The sequence below is a fragment of the Pseudomonas sp. BIC9C genome, assembly GCF_034541995.1.
Lineage (GTDB): Bacteria > Pseudomonadota > Gammaproteobacteria > Pseudomonadales > Pseudomonadaceae > Aquipseudomonas > Aquipseudomonas fluorescens_CC.
In genome coordinates this window covers 259,886-282,193 of sequence record NZ_JAWDGM010000002.1, presented here as the reverse complement: position 1 = coordinate 282,193, position 22,308 = coordinate 259,886, and the positions used below count along the sequence as shown (strand labels likewise).

Below are 22,308 nucleotides of genomic sequence, written 5' to 3'. Positions count from 1 at the left end.
GGCGGCCATAAGGCCGTAAACAGATGGAAGTAAGCTTGAAACCAAGATGGGGGCTGTCTTGAAAAAAAACAAGCACAAAGACAGTGTTAAAACCCGCAAAAAGCAAAGGGGCCCGAAGGCCCCTTCTTTATTCAAGCTGCGTGACGCTTAAGCGTCTGGCGCGGCCTTGGCGGTCGGCTCACTGTTTTCATAGATATACAGTGGCTTGGACTTGCCTTCTATCACGCTTTCATCGATCACTACTTTACTCACCTCGGATTGCGAGGGGATTTCATACATAGTGTCGAGCAATACACCTTCGAGAATCGAACGCAGGCCACGAGCGCCGGTTTTACGCTCCAGGGCACGCTTGGCGACCGATTTCAGAGCGTCGGAACGGAATTCCAGATCAACGCCTTCCATCTCGAACAGCTTGGCATACTGCTTGGTCAGGGCATTTTTCGGCTCGGTGAGGATCTGCATCAACGCAGCCTCGTCAAGCTCGTCCAGCGTGGCAAGCACCGGCAGACGACCGACGAATTCCGGGATCAGACCGAACTTGACCAGATCGTCAGGCTCGACTTCACGCAGGGACTCACCGACTTTCTTGCCTTCTTCCTTGCTGCGCACTTCTGCGTTGAAACCGATGCCGCCCTTGGTGGAACGGTTTTGAATAACCTTTTCCAGACCGGAGAACGCACCACCGCAGATGAACAGGATGTTACGGGTGTCAACCTGCAGGAACTCCTGCTGCGGATGCTTGCGCCCACCTTGAGGCGGAACGGAAGCGACCGTGCCTTCGATCAACTTGAGCAGGGCCTGCTGCACGCCTTCACCGGAAACGTCCCGGGTGATCGACGGGTTGTCAGACTTGCGCGAAATCTTGTCGATTTCATCGATGTAGACAATGCCCATCTGGGCTTTTTCTACGTCGTAATCGCATTTCTGCAGCAGCTTCTGAATGATGTTCTCGACATCTTCACCCACGTAACCCGCCTCGGTGAGGGTGGTTGCGTCGGCGATGGTGAACGGAACGTTCAGCAAACGGGCCAGTGTTTCGGCAAGCAGGGTTTTACCCGAGCCTGTCGGGCCGATCAGCAGGATGTTGCTCTTGCCGAGTTCGACGTCATCATTCTTTTTGTCACGCTGGTTCAGGCGCTTGTAGTGGTTGTACACCGCTACAGCCAGAACCTTTTTCGCACGCTCCTGACCAATCACATACTGATCGAGGATGCCGCTGATTTCTTTAGGCGAAGGCAATTTATGCGCGCTGCTTTCGGCCTGTGCTTCCTGCACCTCCTCGCGGATGATGTCATTGCACAGGTCGACGCACTCGTCGCAGATAAAGACCGAGGGGCCGGCAATCAATTTGCGCACTTCATGCTGGCTTTTGCCACAGAAGGAGCAATAGAGCAGCTTGCCGTTGTCCTCGCCGTTGCGGGTGTCAGTCATTCGTTCGATCCAAATCCGATAGGCTTGCAACACAAGATGAAGGCTATTGCGGGCTTTTTCAAGCCCGCTGGTGTCGGACCCGCCGACCAAGCCTGTTTTGAGCTGCTTATTTTAAACAGGACGCTGGCTGATCACTTCGTCGATCAAGCCGTACTCACGTGCAGCATCTGCACTCATGAAATTATCGCGGTTGGTATCGCGCTCGATTTCTTCAAGAGTGCGCCCGCTATGCTTGGCCATCAGCGTGTTGAGACGCTCGCGGATAAACAGGATTTCCTTGGCATGGATTTCGATATCCGACGCCTGCCCCTGGAAACCGCCCAGCGGCTGGTGAATCATCACACGCGAGTTCGGCAGGCAGTAACGCTTGCCAGGGGCACCGGCCGTCAGCAGAAACGCGCCCATGCTGCATGCCTGACCGATACAAGTGGTCGACACGTTGGGTTTGATGAACTGCATGGTGTCGTAGATCGACATACCCGCCGTCACCGAACCGCCCGGGGAGTTGATATAGAGATGGATGTCCTTGTCCGGGTTTTCCGCTTCAAGGAACAGCAGCTGCGCACAGATCAGGTTGGCCATGTAGTCCTCTACCGGGCCAACCAGAAAGATCACTCGCTCCTTGAGGAGGCGCGAGTAGATGTCGTAGGCGCGCTCGCCGCGAGCGGACTGCTCGACAACCATCGGGACCAGGCCGCCTGCGGCCTGGATATCAGAGTTCTGCTGAATATACGAATTACGGAACATGCTCTGCAGTCACTCCCAAATAGTTATGTCTTGAATACGCATAAGCCAGCACGAAGGCTGGCTTATGGTGTTTGCTTCTTACCGCAAAAGTGATCAGTCGGCTTGTGGTGCTTCTACCGGCTTGACTGCTTCTTCGTAAGAGACCGATTTGTCGGTCACGCTAGCTTTCTGCAGAACAGTATCCACAACTTGCTCTTCCAGCACAACCGAACGAACTTCGTTCAGTTGCTGGTCGTTTTTGTAGTACCAGGACACAACTTGCTCAGGCTCCTGGTAGGCCGAAGCCATTTCCTGAATCATCTCGCGAACGCGGGCTTCGTCTGGTTTGAGGTCGAATTGCTTGACCACTTCAGCCACGATCAGGCCCAGCACTACGCGACGCTTGGCTTGCTCTTCGAACAGCTCGGCCGGCAGTTGGTCAGGCTTGATGTTGCCGCCGAACTGCTGAACAGCCTGCACGCGCAGACGGTCAACTTCGTTGGACAGCAGAGCCTTTGGCACTTCAATCGGGTTGGTGGCCAGCAGACCATCCATTACCTGATTCTTGACCTTGGATTTGATCGCCTGACGCAGTTCACGCTCCATGTTCTTGCGAACTTCGGCACGGAAACCTTCCAGGCCGGTTTCCTTGATGCCGAATTGAGCGAAGAATTCTTCGGTCAGTTCTGGCAGCTTTGGCTCGGAAACGGTGTTTACAGTCACGGTGAACTCAGCGGTTTTGCCAGCCAGGTCCAGGTTCTGATAGTCCTCTGGGAAAGTCAGGTTCAGAACGCGTTCTTCACCGGCTTTAGCGCCAACCAGGCCATCTTCGAAACCAGGGATCATGCGGCCGGAACCCAGAACCAGCTGAGTACCCTTGGCGGAACCGCCAGCGAACACTTCACCGTCGACCTTGCCGACGAAATCGATGTTCAACTGATCTTCGTTCTGGGCAGCGCGATCGGCCACTTCGAAACGGGTGTTCTGCTTGCGCAGGATTTCCAGCATCTTGTCCAGATCGGCATCAGCCACGTCAGCGCTCAGGCGCTCAACGGTGATACCTCTTCGAAACCGGCAACGGTGAACTCAGGGAACACTTCGAATACGGCTACGTATTCCAGGTCCTGCCCGCTTCCAGGGATTTTGGCTCGATCGAAGGCTGGCCAGCCGGGTTCAGCTTCTGCTCAACCACAGCTTCGTAGAAGGAAGACTGGATCACGTCGCCTACCGCTTCCTGACGAGCATCGGCACCGAAACGGCGCTTGATTTCGCTCATTGGCACCTTGCCTGGACGGAAGCCAGCAATCTTGGCCTTTTGGGCGGTCTGCTGCAGACGCTTGTTGACCTGGCTCTCGATGCGCTCAGCCGGCACGGTGACGCTCATGCGGCGCTCAAGAGCAGTAGTATTTTCAACAGAAACTTGCATGGATATTCCTCGTTGCACAGACGTTAGCCGGCCGTTTCCGACCCCAGAATCAAGGGCATGCATTCTAGTGGGTCAAACTCAAGAAGTCACCCTACTGAAAACGGGTAAAAAAGCAGCAGGCAATTTATAGGTGCGAATGCACGAATGCACCTCGCCCCAATGGCAAATACAACCAATCACGCCAGGGCTCTGCGCCAACCTTTCCATATATAGAGAAGGCAGCCGATCATCGCCCTGACAGCCGATCTCGCAAGCAAGGCCGGCGGGCAGGACTGCATCATCGAGAAACATAAATACGACGAAACGCCCCGCCCCTGCGACCCGGAACCTGCGGCCACTGAAACAAAAAAGGCGCCAGACTTTTCAATCTGGCGCCTTTCGAAATATGGGGTGGACGATGGGGATCGAACCCACGACAACGGGAGTCACAATCCCGTGCTCTACCAACTGAGCTACGCCCACCATATTGCCTGTTAAAGAAGCCAAACAACTTCTTTATCAAGCTCCAGCCAGGCCTGCAGCCTGAGTGAAGCTTTAATTGGTGCGGATGAAGAGACTCGAACTCTTACGCCTCGCGGCGCTGGAACCTAAATCCAGTGTGTCTACCAATTCCACCACATCCGCGGGTGAAGCCTTTTAAAGCAAAGGCGCCAGACTGTTAATCTGGCGCCTTTCGAAATATGGGGTGGACGATGGGGATCGAACCCACGACAACGGGAGTCACAATCCCGTGCTCTACCAACTGAGCTACGCCCACCATATCGCGCTACTTGTGCCAATGCTGCCTAATGGCGCACCCGGCAGGACTCGAACCTGCGACCATCCGCTTAGAAGGCGGATGCTCTATCCAGCTGAGCTACGGGCGCCTTGTTAGCTGTAACCTTGGAGGACTACAAACTAAGTGCTTTCCAGTCTCGCAGAACCGTAATCCTGCTCAACCTTCTTAACCAGTGCTAGGCTGTGCCCGACAAGTGCGACGAATAGTATAGAGCCCCCCGAAGGTCGTCAAATCCTTTTTAAAAAAAATTCATTTAATTAAAGGAGTTAGGGGAATTTGCAGACCAAGCGCCTTTGCCCTCACCGCATGACATGCGAGAATGCGTTCTCTTTTTTTCCCCTCTCGATGGTTAATCACGCGCAATGACTGCACAACTAATCGACGGCAAATCGATCGCCGCCAGCCTGCGCCAGCAGATCGCCCAACGTGTCACCGAGCGTCGCCAGCAAGGCCTGCGCACGCCCGGCCTTGCGGTGATCCTGGTCGGCAGCGATCCTGCCTCTCAGGTTTATGTCTCGCACAAGCGTAAAGACTGTGAAGAGGTCGGCTTTCTATCCCAAGCTTATGACCTGCCTTCCGAAACCACTCAAGAAGCGCTGACCGAGCTGATCGATCGCCTGAACGACGATCCTGCAATCGACGGCGTACTGCTTCAGCTTCCGCTTCCCGAACACCTGGACGCCTCCAGACTGCTGGAGCGCATTCGTCCGGATAAGGACGTCGACGGGTTCCACCCTTATAACGTCGGTCGTCTGGCCCAGCGCATCCCGCTGCTGCGCCCATGCACCCCAAAAGGCATCATGACCCTGCTGGAAAGCACCGGCGCCGATCTCTACGGGATGAATGCCGTGGTTGTCGGCGCGTCCAATATCGTGGGCCGCCCGATGGCGATGGAATTGCTGCTGGCCGGTTGCACCGTGACGGTCACCCACCGCTTTACCAAGGACCTGGCCGGTCATGTCGGCCGTGCGGACCTGGTTGTCGTCGCTGCCGGCAAGCCGGGCCTGGTCAAGGGCGAGTGGATCAAGGAAGGCGCGATCGTGATCGACGTTGGCATCAACCGCCAGGACGACGGCAAGCTGGTCGGTGACGTGATCTATGAAACCGCCCTGCCCCGCGCCGGCTGGATCACTCCGGTACCCGGTGGCGTTGGCCCGATGACCCGTGCCTGCCTGCTGGAAAACACCCTGTACGCCGCTGAAACCCTGCACGGCTAAGCTTCAACGCGCGCACTGACAGCGAGTCAAGGAACCCCGCCCCTGGCGGGGTTTTTTTGTCTGTGAAAAACCCTCGACCGCCCGCCGGAAAATGACTTTTTTTTCATGTTTCTCAGGACTTTCGCCTGTTATTTGAACAACCATCGACAGTTATTCAGCCATACTCCAGAATGTCGCGCTTTTCAGGAAACAGTCCGTTACAAAACGGCTTATCAACACCCTTTATGAGTCTGCCAGCGTGAAAATTCGTCTTTCCATCCTGAGCCTATTATTTGCAGTTACAGGGACTTTCCTCACGCCAATTGCCAGTGCTGACGAGACCACCGCAGCGCCCCGAGATACGAAGACACTCAAGCTCGCTTCTGGCAGCTCCTTGCTGCTGGACATGCAGACCAACAAAGTCATCTATGCCAGCAATCCTGACGTGGTGGTGCCGATCGCTTCCGTCAGCAAGTTGATGACTGGCCTGGTCGTGGTTGAATCCCGGCAGAACATGGACGAATACATCGACGTCAACATCAGCGACACACCGGAAATGAAAGGCGTGTTCTCCCGGGTCAAGCTCCGCAGCGAACTGCCGCGCCGGGAAATGCTGCTGATTGCCCTGATGTCCTCGGAAAACCGCGCTGCCGCGACTCTGGCGCACCACTATCCGGGCGGCTATGCCGCGTTCATTGCTGCAATGAACGCCAAGGCCCGGGCACTGGGCATGACCAACACGCATTTCGTCGAGCCGACCGGTCTCTCCCCGCGCAACGTGTCGACCGCTCGCGACCTGAGCAAGCTGTTGATCGCCGCGCACAAGTACCCGCTGCTGACCGAGCTGAGCACGACCAAGGAAAAAACCGTCTCGTTCCGTAAACCGAACTACAGCCTGGGCTTTCGCAACACCGACCATTTGGTCCGCAAGCCGGACTGGGACATTCAACTGACGAAAACCGGTTTCACCAACGAAGCCGGTCACTGCCTGGTGCTGGTGACCCGGATGGCTAACCGCCCGGTTGCCCTGGTGATCCTCGATGCCTACGGTAAGTACACCCACTTTGCCGATGCCACGCGCATGCGTAACTGGGTTGAAACCGGCCACAGCGCGGATGTGCCTTCGGTCGCCCTGCAATACAAATCGGACAAGAACCTCAAGCATCGCCAGAGCGGCGTGATTGAAGCCTCGAAGTAACGAAACGGCAACACACGAAAAGCCCCGATCGAACGGGGCTTTTTTTCGTCAGTCGTTTAGTCGTTGGGCAACGGCATCTGATCGTCATCCGGAATGCCGTCACCGGTACTTGGATCTCGCCAACCCTTCGGCTGCCCAGTGGGCACCACCGTAGGCCGCGCCAAGGGATCCCTCAACGGGCTGTCGGGATCCATCACCGGATCAGTGCTTTGTTCGGGGGTTGTGGGGACCGTTTCCGGACGTTTGTCGTCGAAACTGGAATCAGTAGACATACGCACCTCCATTGGACCTAAGGCTTCAGATTACCCAGTGGATCATAGGGCTTTGCCGGAGCCTTGGGGTTGTCACCCGGTTTCACGTCCCTCGGTGCCTTGGCAGGCCCGATGGGGTCGACCTGTGGATCGGCAAGGTCCGGGGAATCGGGGTCGAAACCCAGCTCATTGCCAGACGAGTGTTCGGACGAGTGCGGACCGACGGGCGTTGTGGAATGAGCCATGGGCGCCTCCTGATCTCGGCCCGGATAATGTTGCAGGCCCATAAGGATAAGAGGCTGGCGGCGGGCGAAGGTGCCCGCCGGGTGACAAACGGAGTTAGTGGGCAGCCAAGGCTTTTTTCGCCCTGGTGGCGGCCTGCTCCTGACCGACCTGAGCCAGATCGTTGGCGGCCTTGAGCCAGCGTTGCTGATCGACCTGAGCCGGGATCTGCGTCGGATTCTGGATCAGCACGGCCCAACCACCGGCATCCCTGAACGCCGACTCGAAGGCGCTGAAGCTCATCGATTCCCGGCGATCCATCCCGGCCCGCAACAGGACCGTCTGCTTCTGGCGGTTGTAGCCGGTCAGAATGGCGTAACGCGGTTCGGCCCACATGGCCGAGCCTTCAGTAAAGCGCACCATCACCGGATAACCGGCGGCGACTTGCGTCAACAAGGCCGCAAGGTTGCTGTCGAGGGGATACACGACCATCCCGTACTCGCGCGCCAGGTTCTGCATGTTCTGTTGCAACTGAGCTTCGCCCCCCGGCAAATGCAAGGGCTTTTCGAGCAACCCCGGGGTGATCACGATGCCCTGCTGGGACAGCATGCTGGCCAACACCTGCGGCCCGCTTTGATACGCATCGCCCCGGTAGAATCGGCCGCTGAGTTCGACTCGCTCCGGCAATCGCTTGATCTCGGGCGCAACGCTCCCGGCACAGCCCGCCAGACCGGCCACGCAACCGGCTATCAGCATGGCCGACAAAATTCGAGAAAATACCCGCACCATCAGCTCTCTCTTGTTCAGGTTCAGACGCCAGGCAATCCCATTCCCGGCTTGGTGGTCGATCATAGGTCGCCGCGCCGCTTCGGTATAGCCTTAAACGGTAGTCGGGTGCATTCGATAGAGCGAACTGGTTGGTGACTGCCGACTTTCGGTCAATAGTCTGAAATGCAGCAGCGGCTAGACTGTTTTCTAAACGGACGACAGCCAAGCGCGTGTGCCCGCAGCATGGCAAAGAGGAGGCACAGATGAGCCTGACCATGATCATTGCGATACTGATTGGCAGCTGGCTGGCGGTAGCCGCCGCCATGCTGTGGGGCGTGCTGCGCATTACTCGCCGCCACCATCACCCGGTTCAACCCGCACCTGCGCCGAAAGCGCACGAGACGCCACGCAAACACGCCAACGCTCACTGACAAACACCTTTACCCGACACCAACAAAAACGGCCGCCTGCACTCCATGGAGTTCAGGCGGCCGTTTCTATTGACGACGGTCAGGCTTCAGCGGCTAACCGCTTCGCTCTGGCCCGGCGGGACATCATGTTCAACACCTCGATCGAAGCCGAGAATGCCATGGCCGCATAGACGTAGCCTTTCGGTACATGGGCGCCGAAGCCTTCGGCGATCAGCGTCATGCCGATCATGATCAGGAAGCCCAGGGCCAGCATCACCACCGTCGGGTTGTCGTTGATGAACCTGGCCAGCGGATCAGCCGCAAACAACATCACCAGTACCGACACCACCACCGCGATGATCATGATCGGCAAGTGCTCGGTCATGCCGACAGCGGTGATGATGCTGTCGATGGAAAACACCATGTCCAGCATCAGGATCTGACCGATCGCCGCAGCAAAGCCCAGGGTCACGGTGGATGTCTTCGACATCGGGTCTTCCGGGGCCGGGTCCATGCTGTGATGGATCTCGGTGGTCGCCTTCCACAACAGGAACAGGCCACCGGCGATCAGGATCATGTCTTTCCAGGAGAACGCGTGGCCGAGAATCTCGATCACCGGAGCGGTCAACTGGACGATGAACGCGATGGTGCTCAACAAGCCCAGTCGCAGGATCAGCGCCATGCCGATACCAATGCGCCGCGCTTTCTGCCGGTGCTGCTCGGGCAGTTTGTTGGTCAGGATCGAAATGAAGATCAGGTTATCGATGCCGAGCACGATTTCCATCACCACCAGGGTGGCCAGGGCGACCCAGGCGGTGGGGCTGGCGGCAAGTTGTAAAAGGTAATCCATGGGTCAGTCCTGACTCGTTGTAATACGGTTTAGATTTCCTGGGAGGAAGATTCGGATTTTTCCGATTCTTTTTCCGATGATTCTTTTTTGCCACTCAACCCGCCGGTGGCATCGCTGAGCGCCTGCTCGGCGGCCTTGTGGGTATCGTCAATCGCCTGTTTGGCGCTTTCGGCGGCCTTGCCCATCAACTGCTGCGCGCTTTTCTCGGCCTGGTCGCAACCGGCCAGTACCAGTAAAGACGTGATCAACAGTGCCGTGGTTTTCAGCTTCATGATGCTTTCCTCGATAGAACAAACGGGACCTGAACGATGGCCCGTTGATAGCGATGCATTCTAGGGAAGTGAATACTTCAGGAAAATTCGTATTTTCAGCTGTTATACTTCGGTTTTTACGAACTGTAGATCGCCATGCTCAACTATCGGCAATTGCATTACTTCTGGGTGGTGGCCAAGACCGGCAGCATCGTGCGCGCCTGCGAGCAACTGAACCTCACGCCACAAACCATCAGCGGGCAGATTTCATTGCTGGAACAGACCTTTGGCATCGAGTTGTTTCGCCGCGTCGGGCGGCAACTCGAACTGACCGAGGCCGGACGCCAGGCACTGCCCTACGCCGAGCAAATGTTTCAGCTGGGTGGCGAACTGGAACTGATGCTGCGGGCACAACCCAATGAGCAGCAGATTCTGTTTCGCGTCGGCGTGGCCGACGTGGTGCCAAAATCCATCGTCTATCGTCTGATCGCACCGACCATGGAGTTGAGCGAACCGCTGCGCATCACCTGCCGCGAAGACAAGCTTGAACGTTTGTTGGCCGATCTGGCGATCCAGCGCCTGGACCTGGTGATTTCCGACAGCCCGATGCCTTCGCATCTGGACATCAAGGGCTACAGCCAGAAACTCGGCGAGTGCGGGATCAGCTTCTTTGCCACCCCTGAGCTGGCGGCACATTACGGTCACGACTTCCCGCGCAACCTGCACGGTGCGCCGCTGCTGATTCCCGGCCCGGAAACCGTGGTGCGCAGCCGTTTGCAGCGCTGGTTCGCCGAGCAACAGGTCCAGCCGCAGATTGTCGGCGAGTTCGACGACAGCGCCCTGATGCAGGCCTTCGGCCAATCCGGTAGCGGGATCTTCATCGGCCCGAGCGTGATTGCCGATGAAGTGCAACGCCAATATGGCGTGGAAGTGATCGCCAGACCGACGCCGTGAGCGAGTCGTTCTATGCCATCTCAGTGGAACGCAAGGTCAGGCACCCCGGCATTGTTGCCATTACCGAAGGTGCCCGACGCGAGTTGTTTACCGCGTGTTAAAACATTCAGGCGCAAACTTCCCGGGGCTTGAACGTCATCAGCGCAATGGCCAGCAGGATCGAGGCGAGGATAAAAGCCGCCGCGGCGAAACCCAGGCCTTGCAGGCCGACGCTGTCGATCACCCGGCCGCCGATCATCGCGCCCAGGCCGATACCGAGGTTGGCCCCGGCGATGTTCAGCGACGCGGCAAACGCCGGCGCCTCGGGCGCAGCTTTCATCAGGCGCACATGGCTGACCAGGAACAACGCCGCCTGGGTCACACCCCAGATGCCCATCGCCGCCGCCAGACCGACCGGTGAATGAATGTTCGGCACCAGCGCCACCAGACCGGCAATCATAAACGCGCAGAACATCATCGACGCCATCAGCGGATGACGATCTACCGCCCGGCCGCCCAGGGAGTTACCGATCAGTCCGACCGCGCCGAAGCCCATCAGGCACCAGCCGACCACCGTGCCGTTGAAACCGGCCAGGCGTTCGAGGATGTCGGCCAGATAGGTGTAGGCGGTGAACATACCGCTGAACACCACCACCGACAGCAGCACGTGACCGAGCATCAGCGGGCTGCGCAGGATCTTGAACTGCGACAGCAAGCTCACCTGATGCTGATGCAAATCAGTCTTCGGCAGGTAGATAAACAGCAGCACGGCCTTGGCAAAGGCGATGACCGCCAGAATGGCAAAGGCACTGCGCCAGCCAAACGCATCGGAAATCAGCGTGCCCACCGGAATGCCGAACACCGTGGCGCAAACGATGCCGAAGCCGATCTTGGCGATGGCGCGACCGGCGTAATCCGGCCCGACGATGTCCACCGCCGTTTCACTGGCCAGCGCCCAGAACACCGGCAGCCCCAGCGCCGGGATCAACCGGGCAAACGCCATCACCCAGATGTTCGGCGCCAGCGCCGCCAGTGTGTTGGCCAGGCCAAACATGATCAGCACCGAAATGAACAGCTTGCGACGCTCGAAGCGGGCGAAGTACGCCGTCAGGAACGGCCCGAACGCGGCCACGGTGAAGGCGAACAGTGTCACCAGCAAACCCGCTTGCGGGATGCTGACGTCCAGGTCCCGGGCGATGGCCGGTAACAGGCCAACGATGATGAATTCCGTGGTCAGCACCGTGAAACCGGCGGCAGACAACAGAAGAATGGGCAACAGCATGCAGAACTCCAGAAAAAACGACGACACCAGCGAAGACCCGAAGGCCCACTGGCAGACATGAAAATGAGGATGGCGAATCTTAACAGAGTGTTTCCAAACGCGGTTGCACGAACCTGCCTATCTCGTTGAATGCCATGGTGGCAGTTCGTCACAGGTCTGAAAGATCGTCCCTGCCCGTGATAAAGTCCGCGCCCTGAAAAACGTACACCCTGTGTTTCCCTTTCGGTTTCCTGCCTGCGGCCTACTCTGTTTGTTGCTGCACACCCGCGAAACCCTGCACCTAAAAAAATCAGAGATGCCGTTTTATGACTGCTTCATCCCCTTCCCTATTGCAACACCTGAAACGCTTGAGCCTGGTCACGCAGATCGTGATCGGCCTGATCGCCGGTATTGCCCTGGCCCTGTTCGCCCCTGACGTGGCCAAGTCCACGGCATTCATCGGCAAAGTGTTTGTCTCTGCGCTGAAAGCCGTCGCACCGATCCTGGTGTTTGTGCTGGTCATGGCGTCGATTGCCAACCATAAACATGGTCAGGAAACCCACATCCGGCCGATTCTGTTTTTGTATCTGCTGGGTACTTTCGCCGCCGCCGTGGTCGCGGTGGTTGCCAGCATGATGTTCCCGTCGAGCCTGGTGCTGTCGACCCAGGACGTTGCAGTGACTGCACCGGGTGGGATTGGCGAAGTCCTGCAAAGTCTGTTGCTGAGCGTGGTGGATAATCCGGTCAGCGCGCTGATGAACGCCAATTTCATCGGCATTCTGGCGTGGGCCATCGGTATGGGCATTGCCATCCGCCATGCCGGCGACACTACCCGTGAAGTGCTGGGCGACTTGTCCAACGGCGTAACGGTGATCGTGCGTCTGGTGATCAGCTTCGCCCCGCTGGGCATCTTCGGCCTGGTGGCCTCGACGCTCGCCACCTCCGGCTTCGGTGCCCTGATCGGCTACGCGCACCTGCTGGCCGTGCTGCTGGGCTGCATGTTGTTCGTGGCGCTGGTGATGAACCCGATCATTGTCTACTGGAAACTGCGCCGCAACCCGTACCCGCTGGTCCTGACCTGCCTGCGCGAGAGCGGCATCACCGCGTTCTTCACCCGCAGCTCGGCGGCGAACATTCCGGTCAACCTGGAACTGAGCAAGCGACTGGGCCTGCATGAAGACACCTATTCGGTGTCGATCCCGCTGGGCGCGACCATCAACATGGCCGGTGCGGCGATCACCATTACCGTGCTGAGCCTGGCAGCCGTGCATACCCTGGGCATCGCCGTGGACATCCCGACCGCGATCCTGCTGAGCGTCGTTGCAGCGATCTGCGCCTGCGGTGCTTCGGGTGTGGCCGGTGGTTCACTGTTGCTGATTCCACTGGCGTGCAGCCTGTTCGGCATTCCGAGCGAAATCGCCATGCAGGTGGTGGCAGTCGGTTTCATCATCGGCGTGTTACAGGATTCGGCCGAGACTGCACTGAACTCGTCTACCGATGTGCTGTTCACCGCGGCGGCTTGCCTGGGTGAAGAGCAAAAAGCCGAGCGCCTGGCCTAACCCCCTCCCCTGTAGGAGCGAGCTTGCTCGCGATGGACGTCAACGATAACGCGTACTTTCTGGATAAATGCGTTGTACTCGGGTTCATCGTCGGAACGTCGCCCGGAGCAAGCTCGCTCCTACAAAAAGCCCGCCAAGGCGCGAACCTTGGCGGGCTTCTTTGTACCTGGACGGTTTAGAACGCGCCCATGTAATCGCGCTTGCCCACTTCCACGCCGTTATGGCGCAGCAATGCGTAAGTGGTGGTGACGTGGAAGAAGAACTGCGGCAGGCCGTAGGTCAACAGGTAGGACTGGCCGCTGAAGCGTTTCTCTTTAGGCGTGCCCGGACGGGTGACGATCTCGATGCCTTCCTTGCCGTTGATCTGCTCCGGCTTGATCGAGCCGATGAAGGCCAGAGCCTTGGCGATCAATGCTTGCAGTTCGGCGAAGGTGGTTTCGCTGTCGTCGTACTTCGGCAATTCGACTTCGGCCAGGCGACCGGTAACACCCTTGCTGAAATCAACGGCGATCTGCACCTGACGCACCAGCGGGAACATGTCAGGGAACAGGCGCGCTTGCAGGAAGGCGTTAGGGTCGATGTTTTTTCGGTGGCGTGGGCTTCGGCCTTTTTCAGTACATCGCTCAGGGCGTTGAGCATTTGCTGGAAAACAGGCACGGAAGCGTCGTACAGGGAAATGGTCATGGCAGGTCTCGTCTGGAGGGAACGTGGGTCTTGTGTAGGAGCGAGCTTGCTCGCGATGGACTCAAGCGCAACGCGTTTATCCAGAATGAACGCGTTATCGTTGACGCCCATCGCGAGCAAGCTCGCTCCTACAGGTGATCAGTTTCAGGGGCCGATTATAGCCATGCACGCCCCTCCCGAAACCGGTCTTTTTCAGCTGCCGTACACTTTGGCCGCCGGAACGGCCTGAGCCACAAGTTGTGCGACGGCTTCGCCCATCTCGCCGACTGCCCAGCGGCCCTGGCGATCCAGCTGCGGACCACGGCGCCAGCCATCGGCGATCGACAACTTGCCGCCCTCGACTTCGAACATCTGCCCGGTCACCTCGGCGGATGCCACGGAGCCGAGCCACACCACCAGCGGCGCAACGTTCTCCGGGGCGAAGTAATCGAAGCCCTCTTCAGGCTTTTTCATGGTGTCGGCGAACACTTGCTCGGTCATCCCGGTCCGCGCGGCCGGCGCCAGGGCGTTGGCGGTGATCCCGTAGCGGCGCAGTTCAGCCGCCTGCACCAGCGTCAGCGAAGCAATGCCGCCCTTGGCTGCCGCGTAGTTGGACTGGCCTATGGAGCCCTGCAAACCGGCGCCGGAACTGGTGTTGATGATCCGCGCATCGACCCTGGCGCCGCCCTTGGCCTGCTCACGCCAGTACTTCACGGCGTGGCTGGAAATGCAGAAGTGGCCCTTCAGGTGCACGGCCACCACAGCGTCCCAGTCGGATTCACTGAGGCTGGCGAACATGCGGTCGCGGCAGATACCGGCGTTGTTGACCACCACATTCAGGTCGCCAAAGGTTTCGATGGCCTGACGCACGATCAGCCCCGCCGAGTCATAACGGGTGATGTCGTCGCTGTTGGCCACGGCACTGCCGCCCTGCCCGAGGATTTCGCCGACCACGGCGAGCGCCGCTTCGCGATTGATGTCGTTGACCACCACTTTCGCGCCTTCAGCGGCGAAGGCCAGTGCGTAGGCCCGGCCCAGACCACCGCCGGCACCGGTGATGATCACCACGCGGTTTTCACAGATATTCATGCTCTACTTCCTTCAAATTCATCACGGGTCGACACAATCCCCTGTAGGAGCGAGCCTGCTCGCGATGGACTCAAGAACGACGCGGTTATCCAGATACCCCGCGTATTCGTTAACGTCCATCGCGAGCAGGCTCGCTCCTACAGATCGGTGGCATTCTGGTTTACAAGCGTTCGATGATCGTCACGTTGGCCTGTCCGCCGCCTTCGCACATGGTCTGCAGGCCGAAGCGACCGCCGCTGCGCTCCAGCTCATGCAGCAGGCTGCACATCAAGCGGGTGCCGGTGGCGCCCAGCGGATGGCCGAGGGCAATCGCGCCGCCGTTGACGTTGGTCTGTTCGTGGGGATAGCCGGTCTCTTTCAACCAGGCCATGGCCACCGAAGCGAAGGCCTCGTTGATCTCGACGCGGTCGATGTCTTCGAGCTTCATGCCGGCGCGCTTGAGCGCGTAGGCTGTGGCCGGGATCGGCGCGGTGAGCATCCAGATCGGATCTTCGGCGCGCACGCTCAGGTGATGGATACGCGCACGGGGCGTCAGGCCGTAGCGTTTGAGCGCCGCCTGCGAGACGATCAGCATCGCGCTGGCCGCGTCGCAGGTCTGGCTGGATACTGCGGCGGTCACCCGGTCACAGCCGAACAGAAATTCCAGCTCAGCCATTTTTTCCAGGCTGGTCTGGCGTGGGGTTTCGTCATGCAACACACCGGCCAGCGGCACGATCTCGCGATTGAAGCGGCCTTGCTCGATGGCCTGCAAGGCACGTCGATGGGACTCAAGCGAATAGGCTTCAAGCTGCGCCCGGGACAACTCCCATTTTTCGGCGATCATCTGCGCCGAACGGAACTGGGTCGGTGGTTGCGCGCTGTAACGCCGCACCCAGCCCTCGGAACCGCTGAACGGATCGGTGAAGCCCAAGGGCTCGGCAGCGATCATGGCCGAGGAAATCGGGATCTGGGTCATGGTCTGCACTCCACCGGCAACCACCACATCCTGAGTGCCGCTCATCACCGCCTGGGCGGCGAAGTGCACCGCTTGCTGGGACGAACCGCACTGGCGATCAATGGTGGTACCCGGCACCGATTGCGACAGGCCAGCCGCCAGCCAGCTGGTACGGGCAATGTCACCGGCCAGCGGGCCGATGGTGTCGACACAGCCGAAGATCACGTCGTCGTAATCCTCGTCAGGAATGTCATTGCGCTCGACCAGCGCGCGCAATACATGGGCGCCCAGATCAGCGGCGTGGATCTGGCTCAGCCCCCCCTTGCGCCGCCCGGTGGGCGTACGCAGGGCGTCGACTATGTAGGCTTCAGGCATGGTGTACCTCAGAATCAGTTGAAGTCAGGCAAATTCGCCAATGCCCGTCAGTAGGAGCGTCGCATTACCTGTGGGAGCGGGCTTGCTCGCGAAGACACCGGCACATTCAAAAATGATGTTGCCTGCCATACCGCCTTCGCGAGCAAGCCCGCTCCCACAGGTTTCACGGCACCTTTACCGACCGGCATCAGCCACAGTTGCCGTCAGAAAGTACTGCCGGCACCCAGCACGGGAGCGCCATCGAACAGGGCCGCACGAATCCGCCCTTTGTGCAGGCCGCGATCACCCCAGACCTTGTCCAGGGCCCAGGCGCGCTTCATGAACAGATGCAAGTCGACTTCCCAGGTGTAACCCATGGCACCGTGGGCCTGGATAGTGTTCTTCGCAGCGAGCATGGCCGCTTCCGCCGTTGCCAGTTTGGCGTGGGACACCAGAACGTCCTGCCCCGGTTGCTGCTCGGCCAGCGCATAAGCGGCGCGGTAGAGCGGGCCTTTGGCGAACTCGATCTGCACCGCGACATTGGCCATCAAGTGCTTGACTGCCTGGAACGAGCCGACCGGTTTGCCGAACTGTTTGCGCTCGAAGGTGTAGTCCACCGCCAGGTCGACCATGCGTTTGGCCAGCCCGAGCAATTGCGCGGCACTGGCGAGGGCGCCACGGTTGAAGGTGGCCGCCCACAAACGCCGGCCTTGCTCACCGCTGGCGACACAAGTGGTGGGTGTTGGTACCCACTCGACCTGGAACAACTGACGGCTCGGGTCGACCGACTCATTGCGGGTCAGGCGCACGGCATCGCGCTCCAGCGCATGCACCTCATCGCCATTGGCCAACAACAGCAGATCGGCAACATGGGCATCGCTGACCAGCGGATTACCCGGCTCGCCGACCGCCAGTCGCGCACGGCCCTCGGCGACCCGCGACAACCAGTATTGCTTGAGCGCTGCCTGTTGCTCATCGAGGGCGGCAAGCAACGGCACGCCGACCAGCATGGTGTCCACCAGCGGCTCAGGCAGACCGGCGTAACCGCATTCCTGGGCAATCAGCACGAAATCCAGCTCATTCATGCCCATGCCGTCCTGCGCCTCGGGCACCGTCAGCGCGGTCAGGCCCAGCTCCACCAGTTGCGCCCAGAGTTGTTCACTGCGCCCGCTGTCGCTCTGCCACAGTTCACGAATGCGTTCCGGGGTGACTTCGTTGATCAGGAAGCTGCGGACGTTGTCCTGAAACAGCAGTTGGTCGCGGCTGAAACTAAAGTCCATGGTCTATTCCTCAGGCACGCGGCATGCCGAGCATGCGTTCGGCAATGATGTTGCGCTGGATCTCGTTGGTGCCGGCGTAGATCGGCCCGGCCTGGGCAAACAGGAAACCTTCCAGCCAATGGCCGACGTCACCGGCGGCCGGGGCTTGGGGCAGCAGCTCGCCGCGCAATCCGAGAATGCTCATGGCAGTGTCGTGCATGCGTTGGTCGAGTTCGGACCAGAAGATTTTGTTGGTCGACGACTCCGGGCCGATCTTGCCGCCCTGCACCAGTTGCGAAGCGGTCATGTAGGTGCCCAGGGTGTAGGCCTCGGCATCGAGCCAGGCGCGCATCACCGCCTCACCGATAACCGGGTCGCGGTCGGCCTGCTCGCGGTTGGCCAGGTACAACTGCACCAGACGCCTGGCGGTTTCCTGAAAGCGCGCCGGTGAGCGCAACAGCAAGCCGCGCTCGAAACCGGCGGTGGACATTGCCACGTGCCAGCCCATACCTTCGCCACCGAGGGCGTTTTCCACCGGTACCTTGACGTCGTCGAAGAAGATCTCGGCGAAGCCCGGCAGGCCGTTGAGTTGTGGAATCGGTCGCACGGTGATGCCTGGCGTATTCAGCGGCAGCAGGATGAAGGTCAGCCCGTTATGGCGCTGGGACTGCGAATCGGTGCGAAAAATACCGAACGCCCAATCGGCCCAGACCGCGCGGGTCGACCAGGTTTTCTGGCCGTTGATCACGTAGTGGTCGCCAACCCGTTCAGCCTTGGAGCGGATCGCCGCCATGTCCGAGCCGGCACCCGGCTCGGACCAGGCCTGGGCCCAGATATCTTCACCGGTGGCCATGCGCGGCAGAAACCGTGCCTTCTGCTCTTCGCTGCCGTACTCCATCAGGGTCGGGCCGAGCAGGAAGATGCCGTTCTGGTTGACCCGTGCCGGCGCCCCGGAACGGTAGTACTCCTCTTCGAAAATCAGCCACTCGATCAGGTCGCAGCCGCGCCCGCCGAGTTCGGTCGGCCAGGTGACCATGCCCCATCGGCCTTCGTTGAGCCTGGCTTCCCAGGCGCGGTGCTCGGCGAAGCCTTGCTCGGTGTCGAACGATTGCAGTGGTTCACTCGGTACATTGGCCGCCAGCCAGGTTCGCGCCTCGGCGCGAAAGGCCTGCTGGGCCGGGGTATAGGTCAGGTCCATGGATATGCCTTCAGCCGTTGAATCGGGCATCGCGTTTCTCGACGAACGAGTCGCGTGCTTCCTGAGAGTCCAGTGAGCGGTAGGCTTCGAGGGTGAAGCCCTGCTCCCAGCGGTATTTGTCTTCCAGATTGCCGTCTTCGATGCCGGTCAGCGCTTCCTTGGCCAGGCTGATCATGCCGGGGCTCTTGGCGGCGATGGTGCGGGCAATCTGCAACGCGGTTTCACGCAGGTCTTCGCGCTTGACCACCCGCTCCACTGCGCCCAGGCGGTACGCTTCGGCGGCGTCGATGGCTTCGCCGGTGAAATACATGTGGCGGACCTTCTGCACCGGGAACAGCCGCTGCAAATGCGCGCCGCCGCCCATGGCCCCGCGATCCACTTCCGGCACGCCGAAGGTGGCGCACTCGGCAGCGACAATGATGTCGGCCGCGCCGCAGATGCCGATGCCGCCGCCCAGCACGAAGCCGTGCACGGCCACGATCACCGGTTTCGGGTTGCGGTGGATCGCCTTGAAGCTGTCGTAGTTGCCCTTGTTCACCGCGACGATCAGGTTGCCGTCGGCGGCCAGTTCCTTGATATCGACCCCGGCACAGAAGCCTCGGCCTTCGGCACGGATCACGATCACCCGCACATCGCTGTGGCGGCCCAGGCCCTCGATCTCGCTGGCGATATCGGCCCAGCCCTGGCAATTGAAGGCGTTGACCGGTGGCCGGTTGAACACCAGTTCGGCAATGCCGTTATCGATGCTGACGCTAAATGGTTTCATGGTTTCCTTCCTTCACAATACATGGCCCCTTCACGACACACGGCGGCACAGCTCGCCCAGGCGCGCTTCGGCATCGCGGACGATCTGTTCAATCAATTGGGCGCAGCTGGGCAAGCTGTCGATCGATGCGGCGATCTGCCCGGCGGGCAATACGCCCGCGGCCGGCTGCCCGTCGACCATGGCTTTCTGGATCACCATCGGCGCGTTGGCGGCCATGATGCTTTGTGCGGCCGTCAGCTCCCCGGCGCCGCGCATCTTCAAGGCGCTGGTCAGCAGTTGCGTCAGGCTCATGCCGGTGTGGCGGCGGTAGGCCAGGCCACTCTGCAACGCCAACAGCAAGCGCTTGAGGCCGCCGCTGTTTTCCAGCTGGTTGAGCAATTCGTTGCGGATCATTCGCTGCGGCATGCCGTCGATGGCACGGCTGATGATGATCGCTGCCGGGTCTTTTACCGCCAGGTAACGCGCCAGGGTCGCCTGCGGCACCGGGCTGTCGGCGCACATCAGGAAGCGCGTGCCCATGGCAATGCCCTCGGCACCATAGGCCAGGGCCGAGACCAGCCCCTTGCCGTCCTTGAAACCGCCGGCTGCCACCACGGGCACCGACACAGCGTTGACCACCTGATCGAGCAGCATCGAGGTCGGCACGGAACCGGTGTGCCCACCGCCCTCGCCGCCTTGCACGGTCACCGCATCGGCGCCCATTTCCACGGCTTTCTGTGCATGCTTGAGCGCGCCCACCGTGGGAATGCACACCACGCCGGCGTCCTTCAGGCGGCTGATCATTTGCTTGCCTGGCGAACGGCTGTAGCTGACCGCCCGGACCTTGTGGCGCAACACCAGCTCGACGATCTCGCCGGCATTGGCCTGGTACATATGGAAATTCACACCGAACGGCTGATCGGTCAGGCGCCGGGTCTCGATAATCGCCGCCTCCATCCGCTGCGGCTCGATGGTCGCCCCTGCGAGAAAACCGAAGCCACCGGCATTGCCCGTGGCCGCCACCAGTTTCGGGTCGGCGACCCAGCCCATGGCGGTCTGGATGATCGGATAACGGCAACCGAGGAGTTCGGTCAATCGGGTATTCAACGAGATCGCCATGCTCACGCCCCGCCCGCTTTGCGTTGCGAACTGGCCATGGCCTTGGCGTCGTAGCCGCCAAGGCGGTCACCAGACACCAGTTCATTGTGGGCGTGGGCGAAGTGATGCAGGCCGAACACCATGTCCATGGTCGCGCGCTTGCCCATCAAGTCTTCGGCGTTGTTCACCGCCTGCTTGCTCAATTGCAGGCCCAGGCGCGGCATCTGTGCGATGCGCCCGGCGATGTCGAGGGTCTGTTGCTCCAGCTCGTCGCGAGCCACCACCCGATTGAGCATGCCCATCTGATAGGCGCGCGGTGCCGGCATGCGCTCGCCGAGAAAGAGGAATTCCTTGGCGATGCGCGGATTCAATTCATGCACGTGGGCGAAATACTCGACCCCGGGAATGCCCATGCGCACCACCGGATCGGCGAAGTAGGCATCCTCGCTGGCGACGATCAGGTCGCAGACCCAGGCCAGCATCAATCCACCGGCAATGCACGCGCCCTGGACCATGGCAATGGTCGGCTTGGGCATCTCGCGCCAGCGCCGGCACATGCCCAGATAGACTTCCTGCTCGCGGGCATAGAGAAACTCGCCACCCGGCTTGTTCACATGGTCGTACCACAGGCTGGCGCGGTCGAAGGTCTTGTCGACGTCGCGGCCCGGGGTGCCGATGTCGTGCCCGGCGGAGAAATGCTTGCCGGCGCCGCGCAACACGATGACTTTCACTTCATCGTCATCGCAGGCCCGACGAAACGCCGCGTCCAGCGCATAAGTCATCTGCGAGTTCTGCGCGTTGTGGTACTCGGGGCGGTTCATGGTGACCAGGGCCACCGCGCCTTGCACTTCGTAGAGCACCACGTCGGCCTGGTTGTTGTCGTTTTCTTCAGCCATCACTTGTCTCCGCAACGCGTTGCTCAGCGTTGGCCTGGCGGGTTGTCTTTAAGTTGCAGTGCGCGCAGGTTGTGCGGGTCCAGACGCTGGATCAGCTGCAACTGCTCGACGGTCGGGCCCACGGTGGTCGGGCAGTCATCCGGCACGTGCAACTCAAACCCGGTGTTGTCCTGGACCTGCGCCGCCGTCACGCCGGGGTGCAGCGAACGGATGCGCATCTGCCGCTGCGGGCCCTGGAAATCCAAGACGCAGAGGTCGGTTATGATCAGGCGGATGTCGATGTCGTCCAACGACCAGCCCCGGGCCAGGCGGGCCGGGTTGTAGCCGACCGAGGCGACCATATCGACCTCGCCTTCGACGAACACCCGACGGTTGTGGCTCGGCACGCAAAACGAGTTGGCGTGGCTGATCGAGTTGCCGGGGAAACCGCGTACACCGAGCATCTGCGCCTTGGGTCTGGCGTAGTCGCCGATGCAGGAAATGTTCGCCTGGCCAAAGCGGTCGATCTGGGTCGGGCCGACCAGTGCATGGCGCTTGCCACCCCAGACGTTGTCGAAAATTCGCGAGAAGCCCATCCAGCTGTCGCGCTTGGGCTCGTAGCCGTTGCGTGCGCCCAGCGGCACCGGTTCGGCGACCATGTAGGCTTCGGAGTCTGTCATCAGCAATTGCGGATTGCTGGTCAGCATGGCCAGCGAGGCGGCCAGTCGCGGGATCACGCCGATGCCGGAGGCCAGCACTTCGCCGTCTTCGCGCCAGGCTTCGGAGGCCGCGCAGATCATCAGTTCAGCGAGGCTGTAGGTAGTAGTGCTCAT

20 protein-coding genes, 4 tRNA genes and 3 pseudogenes are annotated in these 22,308 nt (G+C 60.1%); 5 read left to right on the top strand and 22 right to left on the bottom strand.

Going from position 1 to position 22,308, the window contains the following annotated elements; translation table 11 throughout:
- Positions 1-147: 147 nt before the first annotated feature.
- The 7 genes and pseudogenes from clpX to RS887_RS11400 form a co-directional block, all read right to left on the bottom strand.
- Entirely contained in the window at positions 148-1,431 is a 1,284-nt protein-coding gene (gene clpX / locus RS887_RS11430) for an ATP-dependent Clp protease ATP-binding subunit ClpX (RefSeq protein ID WP_007982210.1), read from the bottom strand.
- Between the two features lie 111 nt (positions 1,432-1,542).
- Positions 1,543-2,178 carry an ATP-dependent Clp endopeptidase proteolytic subunit ClpP gene (gene clpP, locus RS887_RS11425; RefSeq protein ID WP_008019823.1) on the bottom strand — a complete coding sequence of 212 codons (636 nt, stop codon included), beginning with the start codon at positions 2,176-2,178 and terminating at the stop codon, positions 1,543-1,545.
- Between the two features lie 93 nt (positions 2,179-2,271).
- Positions 2,272-3,583, bottom strand: a pseudogene (tig, locus tag RS887_RS11420) (trigger factor).
- Between the two features lie 386 nt (positions 3,584-3,969).
- Positions 3,970-4,045 (bottom strand) — tRNA-His (locus RS887_RS11415).
- A 77-nt stretch (positions 4,046-4,122) separates the two neighbouring features.
- Positions 4,123-4,207: transfer RNA gene (locus tag RS887_RS11410), tRNA-Leu, on the bottom strand.
- A 57-nt stretch (positions 4,208-4,264) separates the two neighbouring features.
- Positions 4,265-4,340: transfer RNA gene (locus RS887_RS11405), tRNA-His, on the bottom strand.
- A gap of 32 nt (positions 4,341-4,372) precedes the next feature.
- Positions 4,373-4,449, bottom strand: a tRNA-Arg gene (locus RS887_RS11400).
- 274 nt (positions 4,450-4,723) lie between these two features.
- Between RS887_RS11400 and folD the strand changes: the two genes are divergently transcribed.
- Together folD and pbpG are read left to right on the top strand one after the other, a co-directional pair.
- Positions 4,724-5,578, top strand: coding sequence for a bifunctional methylenetetrahydrofolate dehydrogenase/methenyltetrahydrofolate cyclohydrolase FolD (gene folD / locus RS887_RS11395; protein WP_322615469.1), 855 nt, complete (start codon positions 4,724-4,726; stop codon positions 5,576-5,578).
- A gap of 238 nt (positions 5,579-5,816) precedes the next feature.
- Positions 5,817-6,755 (top strand): D-alanyl-D-alanine endopeptidase, encoded by a 939-nt coding sequence (gene pbpG, locus RS887_RS11390; protein WP_111289184.1) that lies wholly within the window; start codon positions 5,817-5,819, stop codon positions 6,753-6,755.
- Positions 6,756-6,811: 56 nt separating this feature from the next.
- Here the strand turns inward: pbpG and RS887_RS11385 are convergent, their stop codons facing one another.
- The 3 genes from RS887_RS11385 to RS887_RS11375 all read right to left on the bottom strand — a co-directional run bounded on the left by RS887_RS11385 (position 6,812) and on the right by RS887_RS11375 (position 8,080).
- Positions 6,812-7,027, bottom strand: a complete 216-nt coding sequence (locus RS887_RS11385; protein WP_008016224.1) for a hypothetical protein — start codon at positions 7,025-7,027, stop codon at positions 6,812-6,814.
- A gap of 17 nt (positions 7,028-7,044) precedes the next feature.
- The gene (locus RS887_RS11380) at positions 7,045-7,251 is read right to left on the bottom strand and encodes a DUF6021 family protein (RefSeq protein WP_008016225.1); all 207 of its coding nucleotides are present in this window, start codon (positions 7,249-7,251) and stop codon (positions 7,045-7,047) included.
- A 94-nt stretch (positions 7,252-7,345) separates the two neighbouring features.
- Positions 7,346-8,080: a peptidase C39 family protein gene (locus RS887_RS11375; protein WP_322615468.1), complete on the bottom strand. Its 735-nt coding sequence runs from the start codon at positions 8,078-8,080 to the stop codon at positions 7,346-7,348.
- Positions 8,081-8,259: 179 nt separating this feature from the next.
- Between RS887_RS11375 and RS887_RS11370 the strand changes: the two genes are divergently transcribed.
- On the top strand, positions 8,260-8,427 hold the full coding sequence (locus RS887_RS11370; protein ID WP_181456847.1) for a hypothetical protein: 168 nt from the start codon (positions 8,260-8,262) through the stop codon (positions 8,425-8,427).
- A gap of 79 nt (positions 8,428-8,506) precedes the next feature.
- On the opposite strand, the gene RS887_RS11365 is transcribed toward RS887_RS11370, so the two are convergent.
- Positions 8,507-9,256, bottom strand: coding sequence for a TerC family protein (locus RS887_RS11365; RefSeq protein ID WP_322615467.1), 750 nt, complete (start codon positions 9,254-9,256; stop codon positions 8,507-8,509).
- Positions 9,257-9,285: 29 nt separating this feature from the next.
- Entirely contained in the window at positions 9,286-9,528 is a 243-nt protein-coding gene (locus RS887_RS11360) for a hypothetical protein (RefSeq protein ID WP_322615466.1), read from the bottom strand.
- A 135-nt stretch (positions 9,529-9,663) separates the two neighbouring features.
- Here RS887_RS11360 and nhaR point away from each other — a divergent pair.
- Positions 9,664-10,562: pseudogene (gene nhaR / locus RS887_RS11355) on the top strand (transcriptional activator NhaR).
- 5 nt (positions 10,563-10,567) lie between these two features.
- Here the strand turns inward: nhaR and RS887_RS11350 are convergent.
- On the bottom strand, positions 10,568-11,722 hold the full coding sequence (locus RS887_RS11350; RefSeq protein ID WP_322615465.1) for an MFS transporter: 1,155 nt from the start codon (positions 11,720-11,722) through the stop codon (positions 10,568-10,570).
- A 305-nt stretch (positions 11,723-12,027) separates the two neighbouring features.
- On the opposite strand from RS887_RS11350, the gene sstT reads away from it, so the two are divergent.
- Entirely contained in the window at positions 12,028-13,260 is a 1,233-nt protein-coding gene (sstT, locus tag RS887_RS11345; protein ID WP_322615464.1) for a serine/threonine transporter SstT, read from the top strand.
- A gap of 175 nt (positions 13,261-13,435) precedes the next feature.
- On the opposite strand, the pseudogene RS887_RS11340 reads toward sstT, so the two are convergent.
- The 9 genes and pseudogenes from RS887_RS11340 to RS887_RS11300 form a co-directional block, all read right to left on the bottom strand.
- A pseudogene (locus tag RS887_RS11340) lies at positions 13,436-13,872 on the bottom strand (DUF1993 domain-containing protein); the annotation flags it as partial.
- A 264-nt stretch (positions 13,873-14,136) separates the two neighbouring features.
- Positions 14,137-15,012 (bottom strand): SDR family oxidoreductase, encoded by an 876-nt coding sequence (locus RS887_RS11335; RefSeq protein ID WP_322615463.1) that lies wholly within the window; start codon positions 15,010-15,012, stop codon positions 14,137-14,139.
- A 160-nt stretch (positions 15,013-15,172) separates the two neighbouring features.
- Positions 15,173-16,321: an acetyl-CoA C-acetyltransferase gene (locus RS887_RS11330; RefSeq protein ID WP_322615462.1), complete on the bottom strand. Its 1,149-nt coding sequence runs from the start codon at positions 16,319-16,321 to the stop codon at positions 15,173-15,175.
- Between the two features lie 203 nt (positions 16,322-16,524).
- Positions 16,525-17,580 carry an acyl-CoA dehydrogenase family protein gene (locus RS887_RS11325; protein ID WP_322615461.1) on the bottom strand — a complete coding sequence of 352 codons (1,056 nt, stop codon included), beginning with the start codon at positions 17,578-17,580 and terminating at the stop codon, positions 16,525-16,527.
- Between the two features lie 10 nt (positions 17,581-17,590).
- Positions 17,591-18,757 (bottom strand): acyl-CoA dehydrogenase family protein, encoded by a 1,167-nt coding sequence (locus RS887_RS11320; RefSeq protein ID WP_322615914.1) that lies wholly within the window; start codon positions 18,755-18,757, stop codon positions 17,591-17,593.
- A 10-nt stretch (positions 18,758-18,767) separates the two neighbouring features.
- Entirely contained in the window at positions 18,768-19,523 is a 756-nt protein-coding gene (locus tag RS887_RS11315) for an enoyl-CoA hydratase family protein (protein WP_322615460.1), read from the bottom strand.
- Between the two features lie 30 nt (positions 19,524-19,553).
- Positions 19,554-20,621: a nitronate monooxygenase gene (locus RS887_RS11310; RefSeq protein ID WP_322615459.1), complete on the bottom strand. Its 1,068-nt coding sequence runs from the start codon at positions 20,619-20,621 to the stop codon at positions 19,554-19,556.
- A gap of 2 nt (positions 20,622-20,623) precedes the next feature.
- Positions 20,624-21,496, bottom strand: a complete 873-nt coding sequence (locus RS887_RS11305; protein ID WP_322615458.1) for an enoyl-CoA hydratase — start codon at positions 21,494-21,496, stop codon at positions 20,624-20,626.
- 23 nt (positions 21,497-21,519) lie between these two features.
- Positions 21,520-22,308, bottom strand: a complete 789-nt coding sequence (locus RS887_RS11300) for a ketoacid CoA transferase (protein WP_322615457.1) — start codon at positions 22,306-22,308, stop codon at positions 21,520-21,522.

Coding starts and splice junctions, on each gene's coding strand:
- clpX (WP_007982210.1), bottom strand. CDS start 1,431: ATGACTGACACCCGCAACGGCGAGGACAACGGCAAGCTGCTCTATTGC.
- clpP (WP_008019823.1), bottom strand. CDS start 2,178: ATGTTCCGTAATTCGTATATTCAGCAGAACTCTGATATCCAGGCCGCA.
- folD (WP_322615469.1), top strand. CDS start 4,724: ATGACTGCACAACTAATCGACGGCAAATCGATCGCCGCCAGCCTGCGC.
- RS887_RS11385 (WP_008016224.1), bottom strand. CDS start 7,027: ATGTCTACTGATTCCAGTTTCGACGACAAACGTCCGGAAACGGTCCCC.
- RS887_RS11380 (WP_008016225.1), bottom strand. CDS start 7,251: ATGGCTCATTCCACAACGCCCGTCGGTCCGCACTCGTCCGAACACTCG.
- RS887_RS11375 (WP_322615468.1), bottom strand. CDS start 8,080: ATGATCGACCACCAAGCCGGGAATGGGATTGCCTGGCGTCTGAACCTG.
- RS887_RS11370 (WP_181456847.1), top strand. CDS start 8,260: ATGAGCCTGACCATGATCATTGCGATACTGATTGGCAGCTGGCTGGCG.
- RS887_RS11365 (WP_322615467.1), bottom strand. CDS start 9,256: ATGGATTACCTTTTACAACTTGCCGCCAGCCCCACCGCCTGGGTCGCC.
- RS887_RS11360 (WP_322615466.1), bottom strand. CDS start 9,528: ATGAAGCTGAAAACCACGGCACTGTTGATCACGTCTTTACTGGTACTG.
- RS887_RS11350 (WP_322615465.1), bottom strand. CDS start 11,722: ATGCTGTTGCCCATTCTTCTGTTGTCTGCCGCCGGTTTCACGGTGCTG.
- sstT (WP_322615464.1), top strand. CDS start 12,028: ATGACTGCTTCATCCCCTTCCCTATTGCAACACCTGAAACGCTTGAGC.
- RS887_RS11335 (WP_322615463.1), bottom strand. CDS start 15,012: ATGAATATCTGTGAAAACCGCGTGGTGATCATCACCGGTGCCGGCGGT.
- RS887_RS11330 (WP_322615462.1), bottom strand. CDS start 16,321: ATGCCTGAAGCCTACATAGTCGACGCCCTGCGTACGCCCACCGGGCGG.
- RS887_RS11325 (WP_322615461.1), bottom strand. CDS start 17,580: ATGGACTTTAGTTTCAGCCGCGACCAACTGCTGTTTCAGGACAACGTC.
- RS887_RS11320 (WP_322615914.1), bottom strand. CDS start 18,757: ATGGACCTGACCTATACCCCGGCCCAGCAGGCCTTTCGCGCCGAGGCG.
- RS887_RS11315 (WP_322615460.1), bottom strand. CDS start 19,523: ATGAAACCATTTAGCGTCAGCATCGATAACGGCATTGCCGAACTGGTG.
- RS887_RS11310 (WP_322615459.1), bottom strand. CDS start 20,621: ATGGCGATCTCGTTGAATACCCGATTGACCGAACTCCTCGGTTGCCGT.
- RS887_RS11305 (WP_322615458.1), bottom strand. CDS start 21,496: ATGGCTGAAGAAAACGACAACAACCAGGCCGACGTGGTGCTCTACGAA.
- RS887_RS11300 (WP_322615457.1), bottom strand. CDS start 22,308: ATGAGCACTACTACCTACAGCCTCGCTGAACTGATGATCTGCGCGGCC.